Source organism: Lysobacterales bacterium, from assembly GCA_016703225.1.
GTDB lineage: Bacteria > Pseudomonadota > Gammaproteobacteria > Xanthomonadales > Ahniellaceae > JADKHK01.
Genome location: JADJCM010000001.1, coordinates 655,807 through 680,910, shown reverse-complemented (window position 1 = coordinate 680,910; position 25,104 = coordinate 655,807). Strand labels below are relative to the sequence as shown.

The following is a 25,104-nucleotide window of genomic DNA, read 5'->3' as shown; positions in this document are numbered from 1 at the left end:
ATTCTTGCCGAATCCGGCGCGGCTGGCGAACTCGCTCGCAGTACCCGAGCCGCGTTCAGTACAAACCCGGCTCTCCCGCCGGGCGCGACTTGAAGCGCTTGTGGATCCACAGGTATTCGTCCGGCGCCCCACGCACCATCTGTTCGATCAGCGCGTTGACGCGCGCGGTGTGCGCGGCCTCGTCCTCACCGGCGATCTCGGTCAGCGCCGTGCCGATGCGCAGCACGTAGCCGCCGCGGCCATCGCGGTGGTGAAAGAACGGAATCACCGCGGCCCGCGTCAGGCGCGCGAGCTGGAAGGTCGCGGTAATGGTCGATGCGGGCACGCCGAAGAACGGCGCGAACACGGTGTCCTTGCCGCGCATGTCCTGGTCCGGCGCGTACCACAGGCAACCGCCGGCCTTGACGTGCTTCACCGCCGCACGCAGCTCCTCGCGCGCGAACATCGCGCAGGCATAGCGCAGGCGACCGCGCTTGACCGCCCACTCGAACGCCGGCGCGCCATGGCGGCGGTACATGCCGGCCAGTTCGATGTGCCGGCACAGCAGCCGGCCGCAGATTTCCAGCGTCAGGAAATGGCCTGACAACAGCAGTACGCCGCGGCCCTCGGCGCGCGCTCGCTCGATGTGTTCGAGGCCTTCGATGGTGTAGGGCAGGGCATCGACCGACCCCCACCAGGCGCGCGCGAACTCGTAGGCGCCCTCACCGAGCGAGCGTAGGCTGCGGCGCAGGATCGCCTCGCGCCGGTCGCGATCGAGTTCCGGGAAGCACAGTTCCAGATTGCGCCGTGCCACGCGGCGACGGCCGATCAGCAGCACGCCGAGCAGACTGCCGAAACCGCGCGCCAGCGGCCGCGAGCACCACGACGGCAGCCGCGCGAGCAACGCCATCAGTCCGATGCCGAGCCAGGCCGGCCAGTGTTGCGGGGCGAGCAGTGCGCGCGGGAACGGGAACGGGTTGGCCATCCACGCATTCTATCGGGCCGCGCGTGCTCGCTATGCTTCCCGCTCGCCGAATGGGCCCGGAATGTTCCTGCTGCGCGCGATCTACACGTTGACCATGTACCTGCTGACGCCGGTGATCCTGTATCGCCTGGTGTGGCGTGGCATCGGGTATCGCGACTACTGGGGGCGCTGGCGCGAGCGCTTCGGCTTCTTCGTTGACCCAGGTCTCAGCGACACCATCTGGGTGCATGCGGTCTCGGTCGGTGAGATGAACGCTGCCGCGCCGCTGATCGAGGCGTTGATGAAACGCTTCGAAGGCCGCCGTTTCGTGGTCTCGACGGTCACCCCGACCGGCTCGGCGCGCGCGCAGAAGCTGTTCGGCGAGCGCGTGTTCCATGTCTACCTGCCCTACGACCTGACTGCCTCGATCCGCCGCTTCCTCGACCGCATCAACCCGTCGCTGGCGGTGGTCATGGAGACTGAAATCTGGCCGAACCTGTACTACGAATGCGCGCGTCGCGGCGTTCCCATCGTGCTCGCCAATGCGCGCCTGTCCGAGCGCTCGTTGAAGGGATACGGGCCGGTGCGGCCGCTGGCGCGCCAGGCCATCCGTTCGGTCGCCTTCGTCGCTGCGCAGTCGCAACAGGACGCGCTGCGACTCGCGCAGCTCGGCGCGCGGCCGACGCACCTGCGCGTGGTCGGCAATGTCAAGTTCGACATGCGCGTGCCGGGCGGACTGGAGCGCATCGGCAAGGTGTTGCGCGAGTATTGGGGCGAGTCGCGTCCGGTGTGGATCGCGGCGAGCACGCACGAAGCCGAGGAGGCCGCGGTGCTGGAGGCGCACATGCGCGTGCTGCGGCGATTTCCCGAAGCGCTGCTGGTGATCGCACCGCGCCATCCCGAACGCTTCCAGCCGGTGGTGAAGCTGTGTCGCGGCTACGGTCTGCGCACGCGCTCGCGTTCGGAGGACACGGTTGCGCACCTCGACACCCAGACCTTCGTCGTCGACACCATGGGCGAATTGCTGAATTTCTTCGCCGCGGCCGACGTCGCCTTCGTCGCCGGCAGCTTCGAACGCATCGGCGGCCACAACGTGCTCGAACCGGCTGCGGTCGGCAAGCCGGTGCTGGTCGGTCCGCATACCTTCAACTTCGCCGAAGTCACCGAAAACCTGATCGCCGATGGCGCCGCGCTGCGCGTGGCCAATGCGGTCGAGCTCGGCGACACCGTTTCCCGCCTGCTCGCCGATCTCGGGCAACGCCAGCGCATGTCCGCCAACGCGCTCGCCGCAGTCGAACGCGAACGCGGCGCCGTTGGCCGCTGCGTCGAGATCGTGGCCGCGGTGATGGCGGGGCGCGAGCCGTGAGGGCGGCGGGCCGATGGTCGAGGCATTCTGAAGCCGGCTGCGCCGGGGCTTGAGCCACTGATGTGCGAAAACACCGCGGGGCTGTCGTTGCCGGCAGCCCCGCGGGGTCGATCAGTGCAGCAGTCCCTGCTGGTCTAGGTACTGCGTGTACCACGGTGGCGGCGGGATGAAGTCGTCGAAGCCATCCATGAAGATCGCGATGGTGTCGGTCACCGTCGAGCTGTTGTTGCCGAGGATCGGGTCCGGCGTGGCCAGCGGTGCGGTCACCGTCGCGGTGTTGGTCAGAGTGGTGACCGGCAGGACGACGGTGGTTGCGAGCTGGAAGGTCACGCTGCCACCGACCGGCAGATCAACGGTGGCGTTGATGTCGCCGCTACCGCTCAGCGGGCAGACGCCACCACCAATGCCGCTGCAGGTCCATGCCGGCAGCGTGTGCGGTGGCGCCAGCGTGTCGGCGACCACCGCGCCCACGACCGGGTTCGGGCTCAGGTTGCTGACCACGATGGTGTACTGCATGACACCGCTGCTGAGCGTGGCCAGCGAACTGGTCTTGACGATCGCGAGGTCGGCGCCGTTGGCGACGGTGATCGAGAACGTCGCCGTCGGCGAGGTGTCATCGCCACCGTTTGCGGTGCCGCCGTCATCAGCCAGATAGAGATCGAAGTTGGCGGTGCCGGCGATGCCGTTCAGCGTGTACTGGAGCGTGCCGTTGCTGGCGACGGTGGTGGCGCTGACGATTCCGTTCGGGTCGCTGGTCTCGGTGACGGTGAAGGCTAGCGTCTGCCCGGATTCGTTGCTCGGCCCGGCGCTGATCGCGGTGGCCCAGCCGGCCACGGTCTGCACGCCCGAGCTCAGTGCCGCGAGGCTCTGGTTGGCACCGACGCTGAAGCTCGGTTCGTCGTTGACCGGGTTCACGGTGACGGTGAAGGTGCCGTCGGTGAACTCACTGTTGCCGTCGGTAACGCGCAGCGTGATGGTGACCGGGCCGCCATTGCCGTTCGCGACCGGCGTCACCGTGACCGTGCGGTTACCACCGCCGGCATCGGCGATGACAATGTTCGCCAGCGGAATCAGCGCGGTGTCGCTGCTCGCCTGCACCGTCGCCACCAGGCTCGCCACCGGCGTCTGACCGTCATTCACGGTGAACGCCAATGCGCCGGTGTTGCCTTCCTCGTTGATGGTCTGGTTCGCTGGCGGGGTGATGCTCGGCGCGGTCGCCACGTCGAATTCGTCGGCGCCGATGTCCGGCGTCGTCGCCGAGCGTTCGTCGCCGTCGATGTCGTTCGGCACGGAGCCGATTGGAATGGCCGTCCCATCGACCGGGCTCGGCGCCGACGTCTGCACGTGCAGGTCGGTGGCCGAGACGAACGGCGGGTCGCCCGAGATCGAGACCAGATCCTGCAACGACGCGGCCTGCCAGGCCGCGAGGTCGGCACGATCGACCGCGTTCAGCAGACCGACCAGCCCGGCCGCGCCGGACACGAAGTAGTCGTTGCCATCGATCGCCACAAACGGCGCCGCCGTGGCCGCGTTGGTGGCGATGGCGTAGGCCTTGTCGGTGGTGACGGTGGTGTTGTCGAGGTTGTTGGCCAGGATGTTGTTGCGGATGTTGAGCGCGCCGGCAGTCGAAGCTGCGTACAGCGCCGCGCTCGCCGTGGCCGCGTTGTAGCCGGCATGGCTGCCACCGCCCAGGTTGATCGAGTTGTGCCAGACATTGATGCCGCCGGTGGTACCGAGGATGCGCAGGCCGACGATGCCGTCACCGGCCAGATCGGTCCAGCCGTCGCCGCCGATGCCGGCGATGAAGTTGTTGGCGATGGTCAGGCCGCTGGAGACGTTGCCGGTGTTGATGTCGATGCCCTTGCCGCCGTAGCCGCCGGTGCCGGTGTAGCGCACGTTGCTGATGCGGTTGGCGATGACCTGCGAATTCACCACGCCGGTAGCGAGGAGCATGCCGTGCGGGTTGTTGTCTGCGAGCTCGACGTTACGCACCTGGTTGCCACGCACCAGCGCGCCGTCGGTCTGCACCAGCACCAGACCGCGTCGGCCGATGGAGTCCGCCGGATTGTCATCGCCGAAGTCGTTGTCGAGCAGTTGCAACCCATTCAGCAGGCCGGTCACATCACCCGCCGCCTGCAGGCCGACCGAGGCGCGGCGCACCTGCGAATTCTCGAGGCGGAAACCGTCGTTGTCCGGCCCGGCTGCGGCACCGCTGCTGTGTCCGACGAAGAGGCCGAACGTGGTCAGCGCCGCACTGCCCTTGGTGCCGGTCTGGATGATGACGTTGCGGATGCGCACGTTGTTCGCGCCCTGGCCCGGGCCGAGGCTGCCAATGAACAGTGCCGCTGAGCCAGTGGCCACGCTGGTCGAGTTGAAGGTCAGGTCGCGATTGGTGCCGGACAGCGCGCCGTCGATCAGCACCCGATCCGAGCCGTTGATCTTGGCGAGCACGGTGCCGGCACCGGTAACGGTGCGCGGCGCGCCGAGTGGACGGATCGTGAACAGGTAGCCGCCGGCGCCTTCCTCAACGCGCTGGTTGAGTGCGATCGAGCCGGTTTCGCCGCTGAGGTCGGAGGTGATGTTGGCGATCACGTCGCTGGTGAAGACGCCGCCGTTGGCCAGGTCGAACAGGCCGCCCGGGTTGGTGAGCGACGTGATGGTCTCGGTGGCGCCCACGTTCACCACTGCCGGGAACGGCGCGATGATGGTGTAGCTGTTCGGCGTCGTTGGCGGGGTGGTGACGGTGTTGACGTCAGTGGCCACCAGCCCCGCGCCCGGGTTGGCGCCGACGTTGCCGGCGCTGTCCTGGGCGATCACGAAGTAGCTCACGCTGTCGCCGATGACCACGCCGCCGAGCAGGCTGTTGTCGATGGTGCAGGTGAACGCCGGCGCAGCGCCGGTACAGGCGCCCGAGACATAGGCTCCGGCGCCCTTGCGGAAGTAGACCCGCGGCGCATTGCCGCCACCGGCGACGCCGGAGGGATCGCTGATGTTGGCCGCGATCGCGCGGTTGGTCAGCAGTGTCGTGTTCGGGAGCGGCGGGTACGCGATCACCGGCGACGAGGTGTCGAGCCCCATGCCGGTGAACTCGTCGGCGCCGATGTCGGGCGTGGTGGCGCTGCGGCTGTCGCCGTCGTAGTCGTCGGTGATGCCCGCGACCGGCAGTCCGCCGCTTTCCAGCTGCGTCGGCAGCGTGGTGTTGATGTGCAGGAAGTCGGAACTGGCGCCCGTGGTGCTCAGGAACGGTGGCATCTCGGTGACCGACGCGCTGTCGCGTGGCGACATGCGGGTCTTGTAGTCCGTGAGGGTCTGGTCGCCAGTGGTGCCGTCATGGAACAGCAGGTTGGCGGGCCCTGGCGCACCGGCCCACAGGTTGTTGGTGTTGGACGCGGCCTGGTAGCTGGGCAGCGTGGCGCTGCTGCGGCGGTAGGCCACGGTCAGGCCGGTGCCGGCCGGGGTCGAGAGGTTCACCAGGTTGTTGTCGCGCAGGGTCAGCGCCGGCGTGGTCGAGGCACCGAAGGCGGTCGAGCCGAAGTTGGCGCCGACGCTGGTCGCAGCGAGGTAGACGCTGTTGAAAGCGGCGTTGACCGTGGTGCCGCCGGTCACGTTGATGCCGAACAGGTTGTTGGTGGTGGTGGCGTTCGGGAGGCGCAGGTCACCGACCAGGTTGTTGTGCAGGTTGACCGTGGTGCCGCCGCCGACGGTGATGCCGGTAACCGCGCCGAGCGCGTTGCTGTTTTCCAGGTTGTAGGTCTTGTTGCGATAGACGGCCTGGGTCGTGCCACCCGTGATCTGCATGCCGAACACATTGCTGGCGCCACCACTGGTCAGGGTGTGGATGGTGTTGCCGAAAAAGTTCTGGTTGCCGTTGCCACTGGCGATGCCGGTGACCGAGCCACCGGTGCTGCTGACGGTGTGGATGGTGTTGCCGGAGACGTTGTTGCCGGCGAAGGTGTTGTCGCCGTAGTCGACGATCAGCACGCGCAGCGGACTGGTGGTCGTCGCGCTGATGTTCGTGAAGGTGTTGTTGGTGATGGTCTTGCGTGCACCCGAGGGGCCTGGACCATCGGCACAGCGCCAGACGTCGATCGTGGTCGCACCCGCGGTTGGCACGCTGATGTTCGAGAAGTCGTTGCTGTCGTGGTTTTCGGTCGCGGTGGCCGGCGAGCTGCCGAAGTTGTTGTAGCCGCGAAGATTGCCGCCGGCCCCGGTCTTGGCGAAGCTGGTGACGATGCGGTTGGAACTCACCGTGGTGGTGGCGCCCGCGGGGCGGGTCCAGTCGTTGTTGATCAGCGTGACATTGCCGGTGGTGTTGACGCTGAGGCTGGAGAAGGTATTGCTGCTGATCGAATTGACCAGCGGCCCGGTGGCGGCGGAGCCGACATGCTGCAGGAAGGTGATCGCGCCGCTGGCGGCCACGGTGTGGCCGCTGGTGTGGAAGTCGTTGAAAGAGACCGAGGTAGTCGAGGTCGGTGTCGACGTGCCCGTATCGACCAGGATGCCGAACATCGCGCCGGTCGCAGCGCCGCTGCGCACCGAGATGCGGTTGTAGGTGACCGTGTCGGTCAGCGTTCCGGTCGGGTTGACGCTGAACGCCGGCACGAAGATGCCGCGCAGCGTGCCCGCGATGACGCCGCCGACCGAACTGGTGATGGTGTTGTAGGCAATGTCGTAGTTGCGACTGTTGCGCACCAGGATGCCATTCACCGAGCCGGAGACATTGGCGTAGCCGGAGAAGGTGCCGGTGGTGCCGTAGTCGTTGATGACGTTGCCGGTGGCCGGCGCCGTGCCGCCGATGTCCACCACTTCGTTGTGGTCGGCGGCCGCGGTCGGCCCGACCACGGTGATGCCGTTGTTGACGTTGCCGATGGTGTTGCCGTAGATGCGCAGTCCGCTGTTGCCGCCGGCGCTGGTAGTGGCGGTGGCGGAGGTGCTGACTGTGGTCGCGCTGTGGGTGGAGTTGGCGTAGATGCCGAAGGTGTTCTGGTAAGTGCGGTTGAGCGAGATAATGTTGTTCTGCAGCGTCACGTTCTGCGCGCCGTTGGTGGTCGTGTCGTAGAGCACGGCCACGCCCCATTCGGTCATGTTGTTGGTGGCCGCAGCGGTGATGGTGTTGGTCGGGTCTTCGCGCAGGTTGAAGTTGCGCAGCGTGACGTAGTCGGCGCCGCGGATCTCGAAGATCGCGTCGTGCAGCAGGCCGGCCGTCTGCGGGGCGAAGGCGGTGATGGTGTTGCCATTGCCCTCGAGCACGATCGGGTCGGCGCTGCTGCCGGTGATCGTGGTGATCGCGTAGCCGCCGGCGGGCGCGGTCTGCGCGTTGCCGGCGAGCAGGTTCAGCGTCACGCCGCCGCCGCCGCCGAGTACGCCGACGGCGTTCAGGTCGGTGATCGCGGCGTCGAGTGTCGGATAGTCGCCCGGGATGTTCTTGGTCCCGGACAATTGCGCGTAAGCGCACTGGCTGAACAGCATGGATGCGGCGAGCAGCAGCGGCGCGAGCGCACCGAGCCTTCCGAGATTCCCCAGCAGGTGTTTCAGTTTCATCGTTGACCCCTTGGCGTTGGCAGATGCAGACGGATCGGGAAGCGGCATGCCCGCCACCTTCCTGATCGTGCAGTGGAATTCCCCGGCTGCCGCTGGCCCCGGCGAAACCCGCTGCCTGAATAGCACAATTGGTCACAGGGCGTCGAAGCGATTCTCTATTGCGGCGCAACAGTCGATGGCCGTCGCTCCGGCACTACCCCATGAACTTGCGCAAATCGAAGCCGCGCGATTTGCATTCGGTCCAGCGGGTGCGGACTGCCACTGCGTCTAGATCGCGGCAGCGGTGATGGCTGGGCGGATGCCGTGACGCGGTTGCGAGGTGGCGGTTGCACTGGTTCGGTGGCGGCGTTAGTGTCGTCAAACACTATTTGACGGTGCGGCGATGGAACTGACGGTTCGCAAGATGGGGAACTCGGTAGGCGTGACCTTCCCGGCTGCGGTGGTGAAGGACCTCGGGCTCGCGGCCGGTCAGTCGATGGCGCTCACTACGCGCGGCGGCAAACTGGTGCTGGCGCCAAGGAAATCGCCGCGACCGAGCTTGGCGGAGTTGCTGGCTAGCTGCGATTCCACGGCACCGATGCCGCCGACCGATGGCACCTGGGAAAATGCGAAGCCGGTCGGCAGCGAACCGTGGTGAGGCGTCGGCCATATGAGCGCGGCGACATCCTGGTTGTGGATCTGGAGCCCACACGCGGCAGCGAGCAACGGGGACGCCGACATGTGCTGGTACTGACGCCAAGTGAGTACAACGCGACGATCGGGCGTGCTTTGGTCGCACCGATCACCCAAGGTGGCAACTTCGCCCGCTACGGCGGATTCGCGGTTTCGCTGACCGGCACCGGCCTTGATACCCAGGGCGTGGTGCTGCTGACCGATCTGCGTGTGATGGACCTGGCCGCACGCGGGGCCAAGCACGTCGAGACCGCACCAGCACTCCTCATCGAGTTGATTCTCGATCGGGTGAAGGCCCTGCTTGATTGAGTCGGTGCGGAGCATGATGTGAGCGAGCGCAACACCCATCACATACCGGTGCTCACCTACCACAGCATGAATGTGGACGGTCGCGACTACGCCAACAACGATCACGTGGCACTGGCGGCGGATCTGGAATGGCTGCATGCGCACGGTTGGCGGATCGTGCCGCTGCGGGCGGCGGTCGCGGCGGTGTGCGATGGCATCAGGGCGCTGCCCAAGCGTTGCTGCGCGATCAGCTTCGACGATGGCTCCTGGTTCGACTGGCATGACCTTGAACATCCGAGCCACGGGCAACAGCGCGGCATGGCCGGCATCCTGCGCGACTTCCGTGCTCGCCACGGCGCGCCGGTGCACGCCACCAGCTTCGTGATCGTGTCGCCCCAAGCGCGCATCGAACTCGACCGGACCTGCATGCTCGGGCTCGGCTGGTGGGGACACGAATGGTGGCCGCAAGCGGAAGCGGAGGGGCTGATCGGAATCGAGTCGCACAGTTTCGACCACAACCACCACACGCTGTCGCGGTCGGCGTTCGGCGAGGAGCCCGATGGTCGTTTCGATGGGCTGTTCACCGAGGCCGTGGCCGACGCCGAGATCGTCGCGGCCAGCCGCTGGCTCGATGCGGCACTGCCGACGCGCCGCACCAGTCTGTTTGCCTATCCCTATGGCCAGAGTTCCGCCTTCCTGCGCACCGACTACCTGCCGCGACGGCGAACCGATCACGGTCTCGTCGCCGCCTTCGGCACCGATCCGCGTGCGATGTCGGCAAGCGATGACCGCTGGAACCTGCCGCGCTTCGTCTGCGGCCGCGACTGGCGCAGCGTCGAGGAACTGGGGCAGCTACTCGAAGCGTGATTCGGGTCAGAACGCGCCGATCGCGTGCGCTTTCGCGATCAGCGCCCGGCGCAGCACCTCGTGCAGCGGCTTGTGCCAGTGCACCAGCAGGAACTGGTGCTCGGTGGGTTCGAAGCCGGCCGCCAGGTCCACCGCGTAGGCGCGGGCATCGCCGCAGTGTCCGAAGTAGGCATCGCAATCCGCGGCGAAGTGGCGAAAGCCGGCACGCAGCAGGTGCACCAGCACGCCGCCGGAAGACTGGACCGCGTCGCGTTCGGATTGCGCCATGGCGCGAATGACGTTGCCGTCGGTGCAGCCACCGCCGACCAGGCGGATGTCGCCGAAGCGATTGTAGTTCAGGTACGACAACGGCCACAGCGCGCCGCGCGCATCGCGGTGGAAGGCGACGAAGTGGTCGCCGGAGTCCGGCAGCGGATGGCCGAACTTGCGCCGGAACAGATCGGCGAAGGGCGAGGCATCGCTGACCTCGGTGAGAACGAGTGACGCGGGTACGGTCGTCGTCATGGGTATTCTCGTGGAACCGGCTGCGGGCGGCGGTGGATGGTGATCACATGTCGAACTTGCGCAACTCGAAACCACGCGACTTGTACTCGGTCCAGCGGGCGCGCGAGCCCTCGCGTTCGGCGGGGTCGGCGGCAACGACTTCCTTGACCGCTTCCGGTTGGCCGGCGACCGCGCTGTCACGCAAGTTGATGACCAGTGCGCGCAACGGGCTGTCGACGTCAGGCGGGACGATCAGCACCGGCGTCAGGTCATCGTCCTCGTCGCCGGCGAGCTGGTGCGGGACGAAGGCGTCCGGGTCGAAGTCCCAGAGCAGGGCGTCGAGCGCTTCGGCCTGGTCGCGGTCGCGAGCGTGGATCAGGGTCGGGATCTGCTGGTCCTGCGCGCGCCTTGCCAACTCGCAGACCAGCAGCAGCGGGTTGTCGCGGAAGCGCGGCTTGTCGATCAGGTAGAAGTCGGCGCGCGCCACGACCTAGGCGACCTTCTGCATCAGCCACTGCATCAGCAGCGGCAGCGGACGCCCGGTCGCGCCGCCCTTGCGGCCTTCGTCCGAGGCGCTGCCGGCGACATCGAGATGGGCCCAGCGCAGGCCTTCGGCGAAGCGTGCGAGGAAACAACCGGCGGTGATCGCGCCGGCGTTCTTGCCGCCGATGTTGGCGACGTCGGCGAAGCCGGACTCGAGCTGGCTCTGGTAGTCGTCCCACAACGGCAGGCGCCAGGCACGGTCGTGCACTTCGCTGCCGGCGGCGAGCAACTCGTCGGCGAGATCGTCGTGCTTGGTCATCAGGCCGCTGGCGTGCTTGCCGAGCGCGACGATGCAGGCACCGGTGAGGGTGGCGATGTCGATCACCGTGTCCGGCTCGAAGCGGCGCGCGTAGGTGAGCGCGTCGCACAGGATCAAGCGGCCTTCGGCATCGGTGTTCAGGACTTCGACGCTGATGCCCGACATCGTGGTCACCACATCGCCCGGGCGCGATGCGTCGCCGTCGGGCATGTTTTCCACCGCCGGTACGATGCCGATCAGATCGATGGGAAGCCCCAGGCGCGCGCTCGCCTCGATCGCGCCGAACACCGCCGCGGCGCCGCACATGTCGTACTTCATTTCGTCCATGCCGGCAGCCGGTTTGATGCTGATGCCGCCGGTGTCGAAGGTGACGCCCTTGCCGACCAGTACCACCGGCTTGCGCTCGCGCGTGCCGCGATAGCGCAGCACGATCAGCTGCGGCGCATTGGCGCTGCCGCGGGCGACGCCGAGCAGGGCGCCCATGTTCAGTTCCTGCATCTGCGCGCGGTCGAGCACCTCGACCTCGACCTTGCCCAGGTCGCGCGCCATCTCGCGGGCGACGTCGGCGAGGTGCAGCGGCGTGCACAGGTTCGGCGGCAGGTTGCCGAGCTCGCGCGTGCGGCGCACGCCGTGCGCGATGGCGCGGCCGGACTGCACGCTGGTCTCGTCGTGCGTCGCGATCGCCAGTTCGGTGACACCATCGGGTTTGTCGATCTTGCGGCGCGTGGCGTCGTAGCGATAGAGCGCGGCCTCGGCCGCGACCACATGCTCGCGCACCGCCCAGGCGGCGTCGCGCTGCTGCACCGGCAGTTCAGCGAGCCAGCTCGCCACGCGTCGCGCCGGTCCGCTGCGCAGTGCCTTCAGTGCCTCGCGTACCACGTCGATGTAGCGCGCGGCGCCGAACTGCGCGGCGTCGCCGAGCCCGACCAGCAGCACGCGCTTCGCGGCAACACCGGGCAGGTCGTACAGGCGCGTGAGCTGCTTGGGCTTGCAGCCGACATCGCCGGCGGCGATGCGCGCGCGAATGGCACCGGCGCTGGACAGATCCACTTCCGTGGTCGCTGCGGGCAGGGCGCCACCCTCGAACACGCCAAGCACCAGCAGGTCGGCGACGCACTGCGCCGGCTGTGCGATCAGGGAAACAATTTCGGGGTTCATGCAGCGTCCTGCGGAAGCCGGTGACTTCCATTCACGTTGTGGGCGAAAGCGGCTGCGGGCCGCCTGATAGACTCGCGCCGCCCTCGATCGAGGGCAGCGCCATGGCCGGCAGTCTAGCAAACCGGTCCCAAGCCCCGACCCCGGACCGAGCCCGATGCCCCGCATCATCGACCGCTACCTGCTGCGCGAACTGCTCCGCTCTTTCGTGGCGGTCAATGCCGTGCTGCTGCTGGTCACCTTCGGCGGTGTGCTGACCGATGTGCTGAACAAGATCGCGCGCGGCCGCTTTCCGGCTGGTCTGCTGCTGGCCCAGGTCGGTCTGCGTTCGCTCGATGGTTTGGCCATCATCCTGCCGCTCGGCCTGTTCCTGACCGTGCTGCTCGCCTATGGCCGGCTCTATCGCGACAGCGAGGTGGCAGTGCTGGCGGCCAGCGGTCTGCGCCTGCGTGCGATGTTGAAGCCGGTGCTGTGGTTGGCGCTGCCGGTGCTGGGGTTGCTCGCCGGCATCACCTTCGTCGCCAACCCGCGCGCACTCGCGCTCGCCGACGAGATGGTGCAGGACGCGAACCGTTCGCTGCTGGTGGCCGGGCTGGAAGCCGGGCGCTTCGTCGATCTACCCGGGCGCATGGGGGTGATCTACATCGGCACCATGACGCCGGACGGGCGCCGCTTCACGCGCCTGTTCGTGCAGTCCGAGAACGACGGTCGGCTCGACATCATCACCGCGGCCAAGGGCGAGCTGTACAACGACCGCGCCGGTCGCGAGCGTTATCTGCGGCTGGAAGATGGATTTCGCGTCGAGGGTGGACTGGATCGGCCCGACTTTCGCGCCATGCGTTTCGCGCGCAACGACATCCGCCTGCCCGAGCCCGAGGCCGAGGGTCCCAAGCGCGTGCAGACGCGGCGCGACACCGCAGCCTTGCTCACCAGTACCAAGCGCGCCGACCAAGCCGAGCTGCACTGGCGCCTGGCGATGCCGGTGTCGGCGCTGGTGCTGGCCCTGCTTGCCTTTCCGCTGGCGCGCTCGGCGCCGCGCGAGCCGCGCTTCGGCCGCTCCATCATCGCCGTGCTCGCCTACATCGTCTACGTGAACCTGCTCGCGCTCGGGCGCGGCTGGCTCGCTGATGGCAGCGTGCCGATGGCTGCCGGCTTGTGGTGGGTACACGCGATCGCGCTTGCGGTGTTCGCGGCGTTGTACCTGGTCGGCGCGCGGCTGCCGCGGCCGCGGGCGGTGCGCGCATGATCGGCCTGAAGCGCGCTGACCGTCTGGTGGCGCGACATGTGCTCGGCGCGACCTTGCTCGCGCTTGCGGTGTTCCTCGGCATCGACGCGCTGTCGGCGTTCGTGCGCGAGATCGACGAGATCGGCAACGGCGACTACACCCTGACCATGGCCGTCACCTATGTCGCCTACACCATCCCGCGGCGCATCTACGAACTGTTTCCGATGGCCGCCGCGATCGGCGGTGCGATGGGGCTCGGCGGCCTCGCGCCAACCTCCGAGCTCACCGCGCTGCGCGCCGCCGGCTGGTCCAAACAACGGCTGTGCGCGGGCGCACTGCTGCCGCTGCTGGTGCTGGCGCTGGCGATGTTCGGCCTCGGCGAGACCCTCGCGCCCTGGGGCGAACGCGCCGCCCAGGGCGTGGCCATCGGCGCCAAGTCGCAGGACCTGGTGACCAGCAACTCCTCCGGCATCTGGGCGCGTGATGGCGAGGACCTGCTCAATGCCCGCCGCGGTGCCTTCATCGGCGGTGCTGTCGAGCTGATCGATGCGCGCCTGTTCCGTTTCGATGACCGCGGCCGGCTGCAGTCGATCACGCGTGCCGAAAAGGCCCGCCACGAGACCGGCGGCTGGCGCTTCAGCAAGGTGCAGCGCTTCCGTTTCGACGCCGCCGCGGTGGTGCCCGAGCAACAAGCCGACTGGCGCTGGGAAGTGGCGCTGGACCCGGCACTGATCGCGATGTCGGTGGTGCGGCCGCGCTATCAGGCGATGGTCGAGTTGCGCGATCACATCGCTTATCTGGAACGCAACGGACTCGACTCGCAGCAGTTCCGCTCGGCGTTCTGGGGGCGTCTGTGCTATCCGCTGGCGGTGCTGGCCACGGCGCTGCTGGCGATGCCATTCGCGTTCTCGGCATTGCGTTCGGGCGGTTTCGGCAAGCGCCTGTTCGTTGGCCTGGTCATCTCGATCGGCTTCTACTACCTGCAAAATGCCGTGGTCACCTCGGTCGAGCTCGCCGATGGGCCCTTGCCGATCGGCTATCTGCTGTCGCCGACGCTGGCGTTCGCTGCCGCGTGGTTGTGGCTGCGGCGCAGTTTCTGATTCAGCGCCGCGGCAGATGGACGACGCGGGTGCCGGCGGCGAGATCGTGCAGCGCGCGCCGCTCGCGGTCGACCAGGCACCAGAGCAGGCCCGGGACGAACAGCGCGACCAGCGCGCGCAGCAGCGCTGCGCCCAGCGACAAGCTGCCGCGATCACTACGCACCGCGATGCGCCAGGCACGCATGCCGATGGTCTGGCCGCCGCGGCGCCACGAGATCACGTAGTAGGCAGCGGTGAGTGCTGCCAGCCACGACTGCAGTGCGACGCGCGGCCAGCCGTCGCGCAGCACCAGATCGACACGCTCGACCGGCAGCAGCAGGCGCGCAAGCAGCACCGCGAACGCGGTCGCGATCATCAGCAGGCCGGCGAGCGGCAACAGGTCGTACAGCGCGGCGAGGGCACGGCGCCACAGCGGCGCGGGAACGGAGGCGTCGGTTTGCAAGGTCGGGGGCTCTGGGTATCGTCGGGCGCATGGTAGCGACTCGCACGAGCAGCCCGAACGACCCGCTGATCCGCTCGGTGCTGGAGCAACTCTGGTCCGAGCAGGGGCTGTCGAAGAACACCCTGGCGGCGTATCGCGCCGACCTGCTCGCGGTCGATCGTCTGCTCGCGCGGCGCGGCCGGGCATTGATCGCGGCGACGCGCGAGGATCTGTTCGCGGTGCTGGCCGAGCGCGGTCGCTCCGGCATCTCGGCGCGCAGCAGTGCGCGCATGTTGTCGGCATTGCGCCTGTTCTTCCGGCAGCTGCTGCGTGTCGGCCGCGTCGATGTCGATCCGACTGCGCTGATCGATGCACCCAAACTGCCGAAGCCGCTGCCCAAGGCACTCGGCGAAGGTGAGGTCGAGGCCCTGCTGGCGGCGCCCGATGTCAACACGCCGCTCGGTCTGCGTGATCGCGCCATGCTGGAGCTGCTCTACGCCACCGGCCTGCGCGTGACCGAGTTGGTCACCCTCGACGTCGACCAGGTGAACCTGCGCCAGGGCGCGCTGCGCGTGCGCGGCAAGGGCGAGAAGGACAGATTGGTGCCGATCGGCGAGGTCGCGCTCGACTGGCTTGGCCGCTACGTCGCCGATTCGCGCCCGCTGTTGCTGCGGGACGGTGCCAGCAGGAGCCTGTTCGTGACTGCGCGCAAGAGCGCGCTTTCGCGCAAGACGTTCTGGCTCATCGTAAAGACTCTCGCCGCGCGCGCCGGCATCCACCGCCCGATCTCCCCGCACGGCCTGCGCCATGCCTTCGCGACCCACCTGCTGGACCATGGCGCGGACCTGCGCGTGCTGCAGATGCTGCTCGGCCACAGCGACCTTTCCACCACCCAGATCTACACCCTGGTCGCCCGCGAAGGCCTCAAGCGCCTCCACGCCGAGCACCATCCGCGGGGGTGAGGCACTTGGCCAGATCGCTCAGCGTGCGTTCTGGCCGCGTGGATCTGCCTAAGCAGCGTGCAGTTCCTGCCGAAGCACTTCGCGGAGCTTGCGCACGGTGAGTGGCGCGTCTTCGGCCAGGACCGCAGCACGCAACGTGTCGTTGATGAGGGTCTGGTAATTGCCACCGCCCTTCACCTGCTCGCGGAACCAGGCAAGGATGTCAGCATCGATGCGGATTGTGATGCGCTCCTTGCCCGGTTCGCTGAGGACCGGGCCGCGCTTGCCGGAGCTGAAATCGTATTCGTCACGCATGCTGGCTACTCCTGGTATTGGCGAATTTCACCGGGGCTGGCTCGGCGGGCTGAGATCAGGCGGTAGATCTCGCCGCGGCGTTCCGTCCAGACCACCAACAGGATACGCAGGCTCGATCCCAGACCGATTGTGATTGAGCGTGCTTCTCCAGTGCTGTCCGGGTCTGGGCGGGTGATTGCATGGTCGTCATACAAGACGCCCACTGCATCCGCGAAGTCGACGCCGTGCTTGCGCAGGTTCGCTTGGCGCTTGGCTTCGTCCCATTCGAACTGCATGCGCGGAAGTGTATGCACGACGTGCATACTCGTCAAACCCCTGCTTCGTGATCGCAGTGCTTGCTCGCCGGGAGCTCGCCAACACATCGGTGCCGGCAATCGCTGCTCACGTGGACGGGGCCGCCGAGGGCGACCGGTGGAGCCGAGGCGGCTGGGCTGGAAGGCGTTCGGCGCGTCGGTCGCGGTCGCTTGGCCGCAGGCGATGTGCTCTGCAACAATGCCGGGTCCGCCGTGAACTTTTTCCGCGGGCGCCGGTCTGTAGCGGCGCCGTTGCCGATGGCGGCCCCATCATTCCAAGGAATTTCCCCGATGTTCAAGCGTGTGTTGTTCTCCCTGGCGATCGCCGCCAGCGCCACGGTCCAGGCGGACGCAGCCAGCGAGGCCAAGGTGCGCGAAGCGATCAAGACCCTGGTGCCGAGCGCCCAGATCGACTCCCTGGTCGAGTCGAAGTTGACCGGTTTCTACGAGGTCACCTTGTCTGGGCAGGTGCTGTACGTCAGCGCCGACGGCAAGTACCTGGTGCAGGGCATGGTCTACGACATCGCCAACAAGCGCGACCTGACCGAAGAAAAGAAGTCGGGCATGCGCCAGGCCGCCCTCGCCGGCGTACCGAAGAACCGCTTGATTTCATTCCCGGCCAAGGCCGAGAAGCATCGCGTCATCGTCTTCACCGATATCGACTGCGGCTACTGCCGCAAGTTGCACCAGCAGATCGCCGAGTACAACAACCTCGGCATCACCGTCGACTACCTGTTCTTCCCGCGCTCGGGCCTGAACACTCCCTCGTACGACAAGGCGGTGACGGTGTGGTGCGCCGCCGACCGCAACAAGGCCTTCACCGACGCCAAAGCCGGCGTCGAGCAGGAAAAGAAGACCTGCGACAACCCGATCGCCGAGGACTTCGAGCTCGGCCAGAAGCTCGGCGTCAACGGCACGCCGATGATCGTCGCGCGCGATGGTTCGCAGATCGGCGGCTATCTCGCCCCGGCGCAGATGCTGGAGCGGCTTACCGCGCTCGATCTGGCGACCAAGTAACCGCCGTCCTGGACCACAGGCCTGCAGACGCCGCCCCCGGGCGGCGTCATTTTTTCCGCCGCCCCGCGCCCGCCGGCGATTCCAGGCGATCGGCTATCCTTGCCGCCCATTTTTTCTGGTGCTTCCGATGATCCTGCTCGACGGCCGCGAAACCCTGTCCGCGTTCCGGCGTGATCGGTTGGCCGCGCTGCTGGCTGCGGCGGGCGCAGAGGTGAGCCTGCTGGAAGCGCGCGTCGTGTTCGCGATCGATGGCGCCGACGGCGCGGCCCCGGCGCGCTACGCCGAACTGCTCGACGCCGGCGTTGAAGCCGCGCCGCTGCTCGGCGATGACGTGCTGGTGTTGCCACGGCTCGGCACCATCTCCCCGTGGGCGAGCAAGGCCACCGACATCCTGCGTGGCGCCGGTTTGACACTGGATCGCGTCGAGCGCGGCATGCGCTATCGCGTCCGCGGTTTGTCCGTGCTTGGCGCCGAGGCGCGCACGCGCGTGCAGCGCGCGTTGCACGATCCGATGACGCAGTCACTGTTCGACTCCACCGCCGCAGTCGCCGCCCTGTTTCGCCACGAGTCGGCGCGGCCGCTCGCGCGCGTCGCGCTCGCTGATCAGGCCCGCATGGCACTCGAAGCCGCCAACGCCGAACTCGGGCTGGCGTTGAGTGGCGACGAAATCGATTACCTCGCAGCTGCCTACGCGCGTCTCGGGCGCGATCCGACCGACGCCGAATTGATGATGTTCGCGCAGGCGAACTCCGAGCATTGCCGGCACAAGGTGTTCAACGCCAGCTGGCGCGTGGACGGCGAGGACCAGCCGAAGTCGCTGTTCCAGATGATCAAGCACACGCACGCGACCACGCCCGCCGGAACCCTCTCGGCCTACCACGACAATGCCGCAGTGATCGCCAATGGCGGCGCCGAGCGCATGCAGGCCGATCCGTCGACGCGTCGTTGGCGGACCCTGCGCGAAGACACCGCGTTCGCGATCAAGTGCGAGACGCACAACCATCCGACCGCGATCTCGCCGTTTCCCGGCGCCAGCACCGGTGCCGGTGGCGAGATCCGCGACGAAGGTGCCACCGGCCGCGGCGCCAAGCCCAAGGCCGGGCTCACCGGATTCACCGTGTCGCACCTGCGCATCCCGGGCGCACCCGCGCCTTGGGAGCAGGAACGCAACACGCCGCCGCGCATGGCCAGCGCCTTCGAGATCATGCGCGACGGCCCGCTCGGCGGCGCCGCGTTCAATAACGAGTTCGGACGCCCGGCCCTGCTCGGCTACTTCCGCAGCTTCGAGCATCGCGAACACGAGACGCTGACGCGCGGCTATGACAAGCCGATCATGCTCGCCGGCGGGCTCGCCAACATCAAGGCGACGCATGTCGAGAAGCAGCGCCTGCAGGAGGGCGACGCCGTGATCGTGCTCGGCGGCCCGGCGATGTTGATCGGCCTCGGGGGCGGCGCCGCCTCGTCGGTGGCTTCGGGGGCCTCGAGTGAAGCGCTCGACTTCGCCTCGGTGCAGCGCGACAACCCGGAGATGGAGCGGCGCTGCCAGGAAGTCATCGACCGCTGCTGGTCGATGGGTGATACGAATCCGATCGTCAGCATCCACGATGTCGGTGCCGGTGGATTGTCCAATGCCATTCCCGAACTGCTGAATGACTCCGCGGTCGGCGGCCAGATCGACCTGCGCAAGATTCCCAACGACGAGCCGGGCATGAGCCCGATGCAGATCTGGTGCAACGAAGCGCAGGAGCGCTACGTGCTCGGCGTGCGCCCCGAGCGACTGGCCGAGTTCGAGGCGATCTGCCGGCGCGAGCGCTGCATCCATGCCATCGTCGGCCACGCCACTGCGGTGCGCCATCTGACCGTGCGCGACGATCTGCTCGGCGATGCACCGATCGATTTGCCGCTCGATGTGCTGTTCGGCAAAGCGCCGAAGATGCATCGTGACACCCGGCATGTCGCGCCCACGCTGCGCGCGCTGGATCTCGCCGCCGTCACCCTCGACGAAGCGATCCGGCGCGTGCTCGCGCATCCCTCGGTTGCGAGCAAGAGTTACCTGGTCACGATCGGCGATCGCTCGGTCGGTGGCCTGTGCGCGCGTGATTCGATGGTCGGCCCGTTCCAGGTGCCGGTCGCCGATGCCGCGCTGACTCTGCTCGATTTCTCCGGCCACGTTGGCGAGGCCATGGCCATCGGCGAGCGCACACCGCTGGCATTGATCGACGCCGCTGCCTCGGCGCGCATGGCGGTCGGCGAAGCGCTGACCAATCTGCTGTCGGCACCGATTGCGCGCCTTGAGGACATCAAACTATCGGCGAATTGGATGGCTGCCGTCGGCCACTCGGGCGAAGACGCCGCACTGTTCGCGGCGGTCAAGGCGGTCGGCATGGAACTTTGCCCGGCATTATCGCTGTCGATCCCGGTCGGCAAGGACTCGTTGTCGATGCAGGCGGTGTTCCGCGACGACGACCGCGAACACCGCGTGGTGTCGCCGGTGTCCCTGATCGTGTCGGTATTTGCCCGCGTCGACGACGTGCGCGGCGCGCTGACGCCGCAGCTGCGCAGCGATCTCGGCGCGAGCTCGATCTGGTTGATCGACCTCGGTGCCGGCAAGACCCGTCTCGGCGGCTCGATCCTGGCGCAGTGCTTCAACCAGCTTGGCGACAGCGCACCGGACCTGGACGATGCCGGCTTGGTTCGCCGTTTCTTCGACGCCCTCGTCGAACTGCGCCCGTTGCTGCGTGCCTGGCATGACCGTTCCGATGGTGGCGTCTTCGCAGCGCTGTGCGAGATGGCGTTCGCGACCCGCTGCGGCCTCGACATCGAGGTGCGGCACGACGTGCTGGCAGAGTTGTTCAACGAGGAACTCGGCGTGCTGGTGCAGGTGTCCGATCACGATCGCGCTGCGTTCGTGGACGTGCTCGCGCGGCACGGTCTGGCCGCGATCGCGCATCCACTGGCCACGCCGCGAGCCGACGCGCGCATCCGCGTGCAGCGTGCCGACGCGACGCTGTCGGATCACGCACTCGCCGACTTGTTCGCGATCTGGCACTCCGTCAGCCATGCCATGCAGCTGCGCCGCGACGATCCTGGCTGCGCTGAGGAAGAGCGCGAGTCGGTGCTGGCGGGTGCGCACGCGCTGTCGGCCCACGTGTCCTTCGATCCGGAACAGGACATCGCCGCGCCCTTCATCACCACCGGCGCGCGGCCCAAGGTCGCGATCTTGCGCGAGCAAGGCGTGAACTCGGAGGTCGAGATGGCGGCGGCGTTCACCCGCGCCGGCTTCGACTGCTTCGATGTGCACATGACCGACCTGATCGAGGGCCACGACCGGCTGGCGAATTACCATGGCCTCGCCGCCTGCGGCGGCTTCAGTTATGGCGACGTCCTCGGCGCCGGCCGTGGCTGGGCGTCATCGATCCTCTATCACGGCGATCTTGCCGAGCAGTTCGCGGCCTTCTTCGCGGATCGCGGCAAATTCGCGCTTGGCGTCTGCAACGGCTGCCAGATGTTCGCGTCGATCAAGCACCTGGTGCCCGGTGCCGAACACTGGCCGCGCTTCCGTCGCAATCGCTCGGAGCAGTTCGAGGGTCGCGCCAGCCTGGTCGAGGTGATCGATTCGCCGTCCATTCTGTTCGCCGGCATGGCCGGCCTGCGCGCGCCGATCGCGGTCGCGCATGGCGAGGGTCGCGCCGAGTTCGACGCGCCCGAACATGCGGCGCAGGCGCTCGCGGTGATGCGCTTCGTCGATGCCGCGGGCGCGCCGACCGAGCACTATCCGGCCAACCCGAATGGCTCGCCTGGCGGCGCCACGGCATTCACCATTGCCGATGGCCGTGTCACGATCCTGATGCCGCACCCGGAGCGCGTGCATCGATCGGCGCAGATGAGTTGGTCGCCGCGCACCTTCGGTGAAGCGTCGCCGTGGTTGCGCATGTTCCGCAATGCGCGCGTCTGGTTGGGCTGAAGACATGACCGAACAGAATCCCGCAGTGCCCAGCGCGAGCGAGCCGCCGCAGCCGGTATCGCTGAAGCTGTTCTTCGCGCTGTGCGCGTTATGGATGCCGATGGCGTTCTTCCTGTGGTTCTTCCTGCGCAGCGTGGTGACCTGGCCGGTATCGCGGCTCGGGCATCGGGTGGTCGAGTGGTGGCTGCCCGGCGTCGTGCATTCGTGGCGGCAGAACTTCCACCATTTCGAAATCACCGCGATCGTGCCGCCGCCACCGGGCATGGAACTGGCACCGGGACAGATTCCGGCGGCGATCGCCGACGTCAACGTGCTGCTCTACAGCTACGGCGTGGCCGTGCTTTGGGGACTGATGCTGGCGACGCCGGACGACGACCGCAGTTTCGCGCGCCGCCTGCTCTATTGCCTGGTCGGTTGGCTGATGCTGATTCCGTTCCATGTCTTCTCGACCGTGATCTATGTCGGCAAGACCCTGTTCATCGACCTCGGCCCGGCCGGGCTGCAGTTGGCGCAGACGCATGGCGTGAACCTCGAGTTCATCGCGCTGTTCTTCCAGTTCTCGCGGCTGGTGCTGCCGACGCTCGGTGCGCTGATCGTGTGGGCGCTGTTCAATCGCAAGTTCATCGAGCAGGTGCGCAACTCGATGCCGCTTGAGCCGGAACCCGAGGCCGGTCAGGATGGTCCAACGCAGTCACCGCCTCCGAGTTCGCCATGACCGAATCCGAAACCGAAGCCCAGGTCGCCGAAGCGTCTGCCGTCGCAGAGCCGAGCTTCGACGAGCGCATCAGCGCGCAGATGATCGCGCGCGGTCGGCTCAAGGAAGCCGATCTCGGCCGTGCCAAGCGTCTGCATGAGGAAAACCCCGAGGGTGATTTCATCTCGCTGATGACGCGCCTCGGGCTGGTTTCCGAACGCGATGCCGCCGAGGCGCTGGCCGAGGTGATGAAGCTGCCGTTGCTCGCGGCCAAGGAATGCCCGGACGCGCCGCCGCCGAACGTGCAGGTGTCGACGCGCTTCCTGAAGCAGTACCACGTGGTGCCGATCGGCGAGGACGAGCACTACATCAGCCTGCTCGTCGCCGAACCGCAGGACCCGTACCCGACCGAGGCGATGCGCCTGGCCACTGGCAAGGACGTGCATGTCCGCGTCGGGCTGCGCTCGGAGATCGACGACCTGATCGAGCGCTACTACGGGTCCGGGCGCTCCGCGATGGGCACCATCGTCGAAAACCTGTCCGACGACGCCACCCGTTCCGAGGACGATGTCGAACACCTGCGCGACCTGGCCTCGGAGGCGCCGGTCATCCGTCTGGTGAACCTGGTGATCCAGCGCGCGGTCGAGGCGCGGGCGTCCGATATCCACATCGAACCGTTCGAGAACCGACTGAAGGTGCGCTACCGCATCGATGGCGTGCTCGAAGAGGTCGAGTCGCCGCCGGCGAGCTCGACCGCGGCGGTGATCTCGCGCGTCAAGATCATGGCCAAGCTCAACATCGCCGAGCGTCGTTTGCCGCAGGACGGCCGCATCATGCTGCGCGTGCAAGGCAAAGAACTCGACCTGCGCGTGAGCACGGTGCCGACCAGCTACGGCGAGTCGGTGGTGATGCGTATCCTCGACCGCGAATCGGTCGTGCTCGACTTCCACAAGCTCGGCTTCACCGACCAGTTCCTGCCGCGTTTCCTTGAAGTCCTGAACCTGCCGCACGGCATCATGCTGGTCACCGGCCCCACCGGCTCCGGCAAGACCACCACGCTGTACACCGCGCTCAGCAAAATCAACACGCCCGACGTCAAGATCATCACCGTCGAAGACCCGGTCGAGTACCAGATCGAGGGCATCAACCAGATCCAGGCCAAGCCGCAGATCGGCCTCGATTTCGCGCATGCATTGCGCTCGATCGTGCGTCAGGACCCGGACATCATCATGATCGGCGAAATGCGCGATCTGGAAACCGCGAAGATCGCGATCCAGTCGGCGCTGACCGGACACCTGGTGCTGTCCACGCTGCATACCAACAACGCTGCCGGCGGCATCACCCGCCTGCTCGACATGGGCGTCGAGGACTATCTGTTGTCGTCGACCGTGAACGGCATCCTCGCGCAGCGACTGGTGCGCCGCGTCGAAGCCGGCAACGCGCAACCCTATGTCGCCCTGCCCGAGGTGGTGCAGGAGTTCAATCTTGAGTCGTTCACCGACGAGCGCCCGATCCGTCTGTTCAAGCCGACGCCCTCGAACCTGACCCCGACCGGCTATCTCGGACGCACTACGATCATGGAGTTCCTGGTCATGAGCGATCCGATCCGGAGGCTGGTGATGAAGCACGCCGACATGGGCGTGATCGAAAAGGCCGCACGCGAAGAAGGCATGCGCACGATGTACGAGGATGGACTGGTCAAGGCTCTGGCCGGCGTCACCACCATCGAGGAAGTGATGCGTGTCTGCCAGGAATCCTGATTCGATGCGCCGGCCCCGTGCTGAACGCGGAGCGCGCTGATGGCGCTGTATCGCTACAAGGCGGTGGCGCCCACCGGCGAGACGCTGAATGGGCAGATGGAAGCGGCCTCGCGCGACGAGGTCGTGCTGCGCCTGCAAGACGCCGGCAATCTGCCGATCGAAGCGGTCGAGGCGGGCGCCGGTGGCGGCTTCAATCTGGAGCAACTCCTGCGTCGGTCGGCCATGAGCCAGGCGCAGATCGTCGGCTTCACCCAGCAACTTGGCACCCTGCTGGGCGCGGGACAGCCGCTGGATCGCGCGCTGCACATGCTCTCGGAGCAGCCCGACAGCGAGGAAGGGCGGCGCATGGTCGAGCGCATCAAGGACGCGGTGCGCGGCGGCAGCACCTTGTCCACGGCGCTGGAACAACAGCACGGCGTGTTCTCGCGCCTGTACGTGAACATGGTCCGCGCCGGTGAGGTCTCCGGCTCGCTGACCGATACGCTTAGGCGCCTGGCCGAGTATCTGGAGCGCTCACGCCAGCTCAAGGGCACGGTGGTCAATGCGCTGATCTACCCGGCGATCCTGATCGGCATGGTGATCCTGTCCCTGGTCACGCTGATGGTCTATGTGGTGCCGAATTTCGAGCCGATCTTTACCGAGCTCGGCGACAATCTGCCGCTGATCACCAAAGTCGTGCTCGCGATCGCCGGGGCGCTGCAGGGGTTCTGGTGGCTGATGCTGATCGCCCTCGGCGCCGGCGTGTGGTGGATGAACCAGCAGTGGTCGAAGCCGGAATCGCGGGCGTTGTGGGAAGCGCGCCTGCTTGCCTTCGGCAAGATCGGCGAATTGGCGCAGAAGGTCGAGACCGCGCGCCTGGCGCGCACGCTCGGCACCCTGCTGCAGAACGGCGTGCCCTTGCTGAATGCCTTGTCGATCGCCAAGAACGTGCTCGGGAACACTGTGCTGGCCGCTGCGGTCGAAGCCTCGGCGAACGAGGTGAAGACCGGCTCCGGGCTGGCCTTCGCGCTCGGCGCGAGCAAGAAGTTTCCGCGTCTGGCGCTGCAGATGATCGCGGTCGGCGAGGAAGCCGGCGAGCTCGACGGCATGCTGATGAAAGTGGCGGATACCTACGACACCGACGTGCGCAACTCGGTCGAGCGCCTGCTCGCTGCGCTTGTGCCGGCGCTGACAGTGTTGATGGCGGTGATGATCGGCATGATCATGCTCGCGATCATCCTGCCGATCCTGGATATGAGTTCTTTAGTGGAGTGAACC

At 67.2% G+C, this 25,104-nt stretch carries 20 protein-coding genes; 12 read left to right on the top strand and 8 right to left on the bottom strand.

Going from position 1 to position 25,104, the window contains the following annotated elements:
* Nucleotides 1-55 precede the first annotated feature (55 nt).
* Nucleotides 56-964, bottom strand: a complete 909-nt coding sequence (gene lpxL / locus IPG63_02900; protein MBK6726202.1) for an LpxL/LpxP family Kdo(2)-lipid IV(A) lauroyl/palmitoleoyl acyltransferase — start codon at nt 962-964, stop codon at nt 56-58.
* A 61-nt stretch (nt 965-1,025) separates the two neighbouring features.
* Between lpxL and waaA the strand changes: the two genes are divergently transcribed.
* The gene (gene waaA / locus IPG63_02895; GenBank protein ID MBK6726201.1) at nt 1,026-2,309 is read left to right on the top strand and encodes a lipid IV(A) 3-deoxy-D-manno-octulosonic acid transferase; all 1,284 of its coding nucleotides are present in this window, start codon (nt 1,026-1,028) and stop codon (nt 2,307-2,309) included.
* A 111-nt stretch (nt 2,310-2,420) separates the two neighbouring features.
* Here the strand turns inward: waaA and IPG63_02890 are convergent, their stop codons facing one another.
* A complete protein-coding gene (locus tag IPG63_02890; protein MBK6726200.1) occupies nt 2,421-7,850 on the bottom strand; it encodes a hypothetical protein in 5,430 nt (1,809 codons plus the stop codon).
* 382 nt (nt 7,851-8,232) lie between these two features.
* Here IPG63_02890 and IPG63_02885 point away from each other — a divergent pair, with 382 nt between their 5' ends.
* From IPG63_02885 to IPG63_02875, 3 genes are read left to right on the top strand one after another with little or no spacing between them, the layout of a single operon-like run.
* Nucleotides 8,233-8,487: an AbrB/MazE/SpoVT family DNA-binding domain-containing protein gene (locus tag IPG63_02885; protein MBK6726199.1), complete on the top strand. Its 255-nt coding sequence runs from the start codon at nt 8,233-8,235 to the stop codon at nt 8,485-8,487.
* Nucleotides 8,481-8,831 carry a type II toxin-antitoxin system ChpB family toxin gene (locus IPG63_02880; protein MBK6726198.1) on the top strand — a complete coding sequence of 117 codons (351 nt, stop codon included), beginning with the start codon at nt 8,481-8,483 and terminating at the stop codon, nt 8,829-8,831. Before IPG63_02885 ends, IPG63_02880 begins: the two co-directional genes overlap by 7 nt.
* Before the next feature lie 18 nt (nt 8,832-8,849).
* Nucleotides 8,850-9,677 (top strand): polysaccharide deacetylase family protein, encoded by an 828-nt coding sequence (locus IPG63_02875; GenBank protein MBK6726197.1) that lies wholly within the window; start codon nt 8,850-8,852, stop codon nt 9,675-9,677.
* Nucleotides 9,678-9,683: 6 nt separating this feature from the next.
* On the opposite strand, the gene IPG63_02870 is transcribed toward IPG63_02875, so the two are convergent.
* The 3 genes from IPG63_02870 to IPG63_02860 are packed head-to-tail and all read right to left on the bottom strand — an operon-like array spanning nt 9,684 to nt 12,120.
* Entirely contained in the window at nt 9,684-10,181 is a 498-nt protein-coding gene (locus IPG63_02870; protein MBK6726196.1) for a hypothetical protein, read from the bottom strand.
* A 43-nt stretch (nt 10,182-10,224) separates the two neighbouring features.
* Nucleotides 10,225-10,647, bottom strand: coding sequence for a DNA polymerase III subunit chi (locus IPG63_02865; GenBank protein ID MBK6726195.1), 423 nt, complete (start codon nt 10,645-10,647; stop codon nt 10,225-10,227).
* Nucleotides 10,648-10,650: 3 nt separating this feature from the next.
* Nucleotides 10,651-12,120 carry a leucyl aminopeptidase gene (locus IPG63_02860; protein MBK6726194.1) on the bottom strand — a complete coding sequence of 490 codons (1,470 nt, stop codon included), beginning with the start codon at nt 12,118-12,120 and terminating at the stop codon, nt 10,651-10,653.
* Nucleotides 12,121-12,274: 154 nt separating this feature from the next.
* On the opposite strand from IPG63_02860, the gene lptF reads away from it, so the two are divergent.
* Both lptF and lptG read left to right on the top strand, forming a co-directional pair.
* Complete coding sequence (gene lptF, locus IPG63_02855; GenBank protein ID MBK6726193.1) at nt 12,275-13,363, top strand: LPS export ABC transporter permease LptF; 1,089 nt, start codon at nt 12,275-12,277, stop codon at nt 13,361-13,363.
* Nucleotides 13,360-14,442 carry an LPS export ABC transporter permease LptG gene (lptG, locus tag IPG63_02850; GenBank protein ID MBK6726192.1) on the top strand — a complete coding sequence of 361 codons (1,083 nt, stop codon included), beginning with the start codon at nt 13,360-13,362 and terminating at the stop codon, nt 14,440-14,442. Before lptF ends, lptG begins: the two co-directional genes overlap by 4 nt.
* Before the next feature lies 1 nt (nt 14,443).
* On the opposite strand, the gene IPG63_02845 is transcribed toward lptG, so the two are convergent.
* Nucleotides 14,444-14,884, bottom strand: coding sequence for an RDD family protein (locus IPG63_02845; protein MBK6726191.1), 441 nt, complete (start codon nt 14,882-14,884; stop codon nt 14,444-14,446).
* A 29-nt stretch (nt 14,885-14,913) separates the two neighbouring features.
* Between IPG63_02845 and xerD the strand changes: the two genes are divergently transcribed.
* On the top strand, nt 14,914-15,825 hold the full coding sequence (xerD, locus tag IPG63_02840) for a site-specific tyrosine recombinase XerD (protein ID MBK6726190.1): 912 nt from the start codon (nt 14,914-14,916) through the stop codon (nt 15,823-15,825).
* A 48-nt stretch (nt 15,826-15,873) separates the two neighbouring features.
* Here the strand turns inward: xerD and IPG63_02835 are convergent, their stop codons facing one another.
* Together IPG63_02835 and IPG63_02830 are read right to left on the bottom strand one after the other, a co-directional pair.
* Complete coding sequence (locus tag IPG63_02835) at nt 15,874-16,119, bottom strand: BrnA antitoxin family protein (protein MBK6726189.1); 246 nt, start codon at nt 16,117-16,119, stop codon at nt 15,874-15,876.
* A 5-nt stretch (nt 16,120-16,124) separates the two neighbouring features.
* Nucleotides 16,125-16,394 (bottom strand): BrnT family toxin, encoded by a 270-nt coding sequence (locus IPG63_02830; GenBank protein MBK6726188.1) that lies wholly within the window; start codon nt 16,392-16,394, stop codon nt 16,125-16,127.
* Nucleotides 16,395-16,703: 309 nt separating this feature from the next.
* Here IPG63_02830 and IPG63_02825 point away from each other — a divergent pair, with 309 nt between their 5' ends.
* The 5 genes from IPG63_02825 to IPG63_02805 all read left to right on the top strand — a co-directional run bounded on the left by IPG63_02825 (nt 16,704) and on the right by IPG63_02805 (nt 25,101).
* The gene (locus IPG63_02825) at nt 16,704-17,429 is read left to right on the top strand and encodes a thioredoxin fold domain-containing protein (protein ID MBK6726187.1); all 726 of its coding nucleotides are present in this window, start codon (nt 16,704-16,706) and stop codon (nt 17,427-17,429) included.
* A 127-nt stretch (nt 17,430-17,556) separates the two neighbouring features.
* Nucleotides 17,557-21,393: a phosphoribosylformylglycinamidine synthase gene (gene purL / locus IPG63_02820; GenBank protein ID MBK6726186.1), complete on the top strand. Its 3,837-nt coding sequence runs from the start codon at nt 17,557-17,559 to the stop codon at nt 21,391-21,393.
* A gap of 4 nt (nt 21,394-21,397) precedes the next feature.
* Nucleotides 21,398-22,108 (top strand): hypothetical protein, encoded by a 711-nt coding sequence (locus IPG63_02815; protein MBK6726185.1) that lies wholly within the window; start codon nt 21,398-21,400, stop codon nt 22,106-22,108.
* The gene (gene gspE / locus IPG63_02810) at nt 22,105-23,847 is read left to right on the top strand and encodes a type II secretion system ATPase GspE (protein MBK6726184.1); all 1,743 of its coding nucleotides are present in this window, start codon (nt 22,105-22,107) and stop codon (nt 23,845-23,847) included. Before IPG63_02815 ends, gspE begins: the two co-directional genes overlap by 4 nt.
* A 39-nt stretch (nt 23,848-23,886) precedes the next feature.
* Nucleotides 23,887-25,101, top strand: a complete 1,215-nt coding sequence (locus tag IPG63_02805; GenBank protein MBK6726183.1) for a type II secretion system F family protein — start codon at nt 23,887-23,889, stop codon at nt 25,099-25,101.
* The last annotated feature ends 3 nt before the right edge of the window (nt 25,102-25,104 follow it).

Coding starts and splice junctions, on each gene's coding strand:
- IPG63_02815 (MBK6726185.1), top strand. CDS start 21,398: ATGACCGAACAGAATCCCGCAGTGCCCAGCGCGAGCGAGCCGCCGCAG.
- xerD (MBK6726190.1), top strand. CDS start 14,914: ATGGTAGCGACTCGCACGAGCAGCCCGAACGACCCGCTGATCCGCTCG.
- IPG63_02825 (MBK6726187.1), top strand. CDS start 16,704: ATGTTCAAGCGTGTGTTGTTCTCCCTGGCGATCGCCGCCAGCGCCACG.
- IPG63_02830 (MBK6726188.1), bottom strand. CDS start 16,394: ATGCAGTTCGAATGGGACGAAGCCAAGCGCCAAGCGAACCTGCGCAAG.
- gspE (MBK6726184.1), top strand. CDS start 22,105: ATGACCGAATCCGAAACCGAAGCCCAGGTCGCCGAAGCGTCTGCCGTC.
- IPG63_02860 (MBK6726194.1), bottom strand. CDS start 12,120: ATGAACCCCGAAATTGTTTCCCTGATCGCACAGCCGGCGCAGTGCGTC.
- IPG63_02885 (MBK6726199.1), top strand. CDS start 8,233: ATGGAACTGACGGTTCGCAAGATGGGGAACTCGGTAGGCGTGACCTTC.
- IPG63_02805 (MBK6726183.1), top strand. CDS start 23,887: ATGGCGCTGTATCGCTACAAGGCGGTGGCGCCCACCGGCGAGACGCTG.
- purL (MBK6726186.1), top strand. CDS start 17,557: ATGATCCTGCTCGACGGCCGCGAAACCCTGTCCGCGTTCCGGCGTGAT.
- lptF (MBK6726193.1), top strand. CDS start 12,275: ATGCCCCGCATCATCGACCGCTACCTGCTGCGCGAACTGCTCCGCTCT.
- IPG63_02870 (MBK6726196.1), bottom strand. CDS start 10,181: ATGACGACGACCGTACCCGCGTCACTCGTTCTCACCGAGGTCAGCGAT.
- IPG63_02890 (MBK6726200.1), bottom strand. CDS start 7,850: ATGAAACTGAAACACCTGCTGGGGAATCTCGGAAGGCTCGGTGCGCTC.
- IPG63_02835 (MBK6726189.1), bottom strand. CDS start 16,119: ATGCGTGACGAATACGATTTCAGCTCCGGCAAGCGCGGCCCGGTCCTC.
- lpxL (MBK6726202.1), bottom strand. CDS start 964: ATGGCCAACCCGTTCCCGTTCCCGCGCGCACTGCTCGCCCCGCAACAC.
- lptG (MBK6726192.1), top strand. CDS start 13,360: ATGATCGGCCTGAAGCGCGCTGACCGTCTGGTGGCGCGACATGTGCTC.
- waaA (MBK6726201.1), top strand. CDS start 1,026: ATGTTCCTGCTGCGCGCGATCTACACGTTGACCATGTACCTGCTGACG.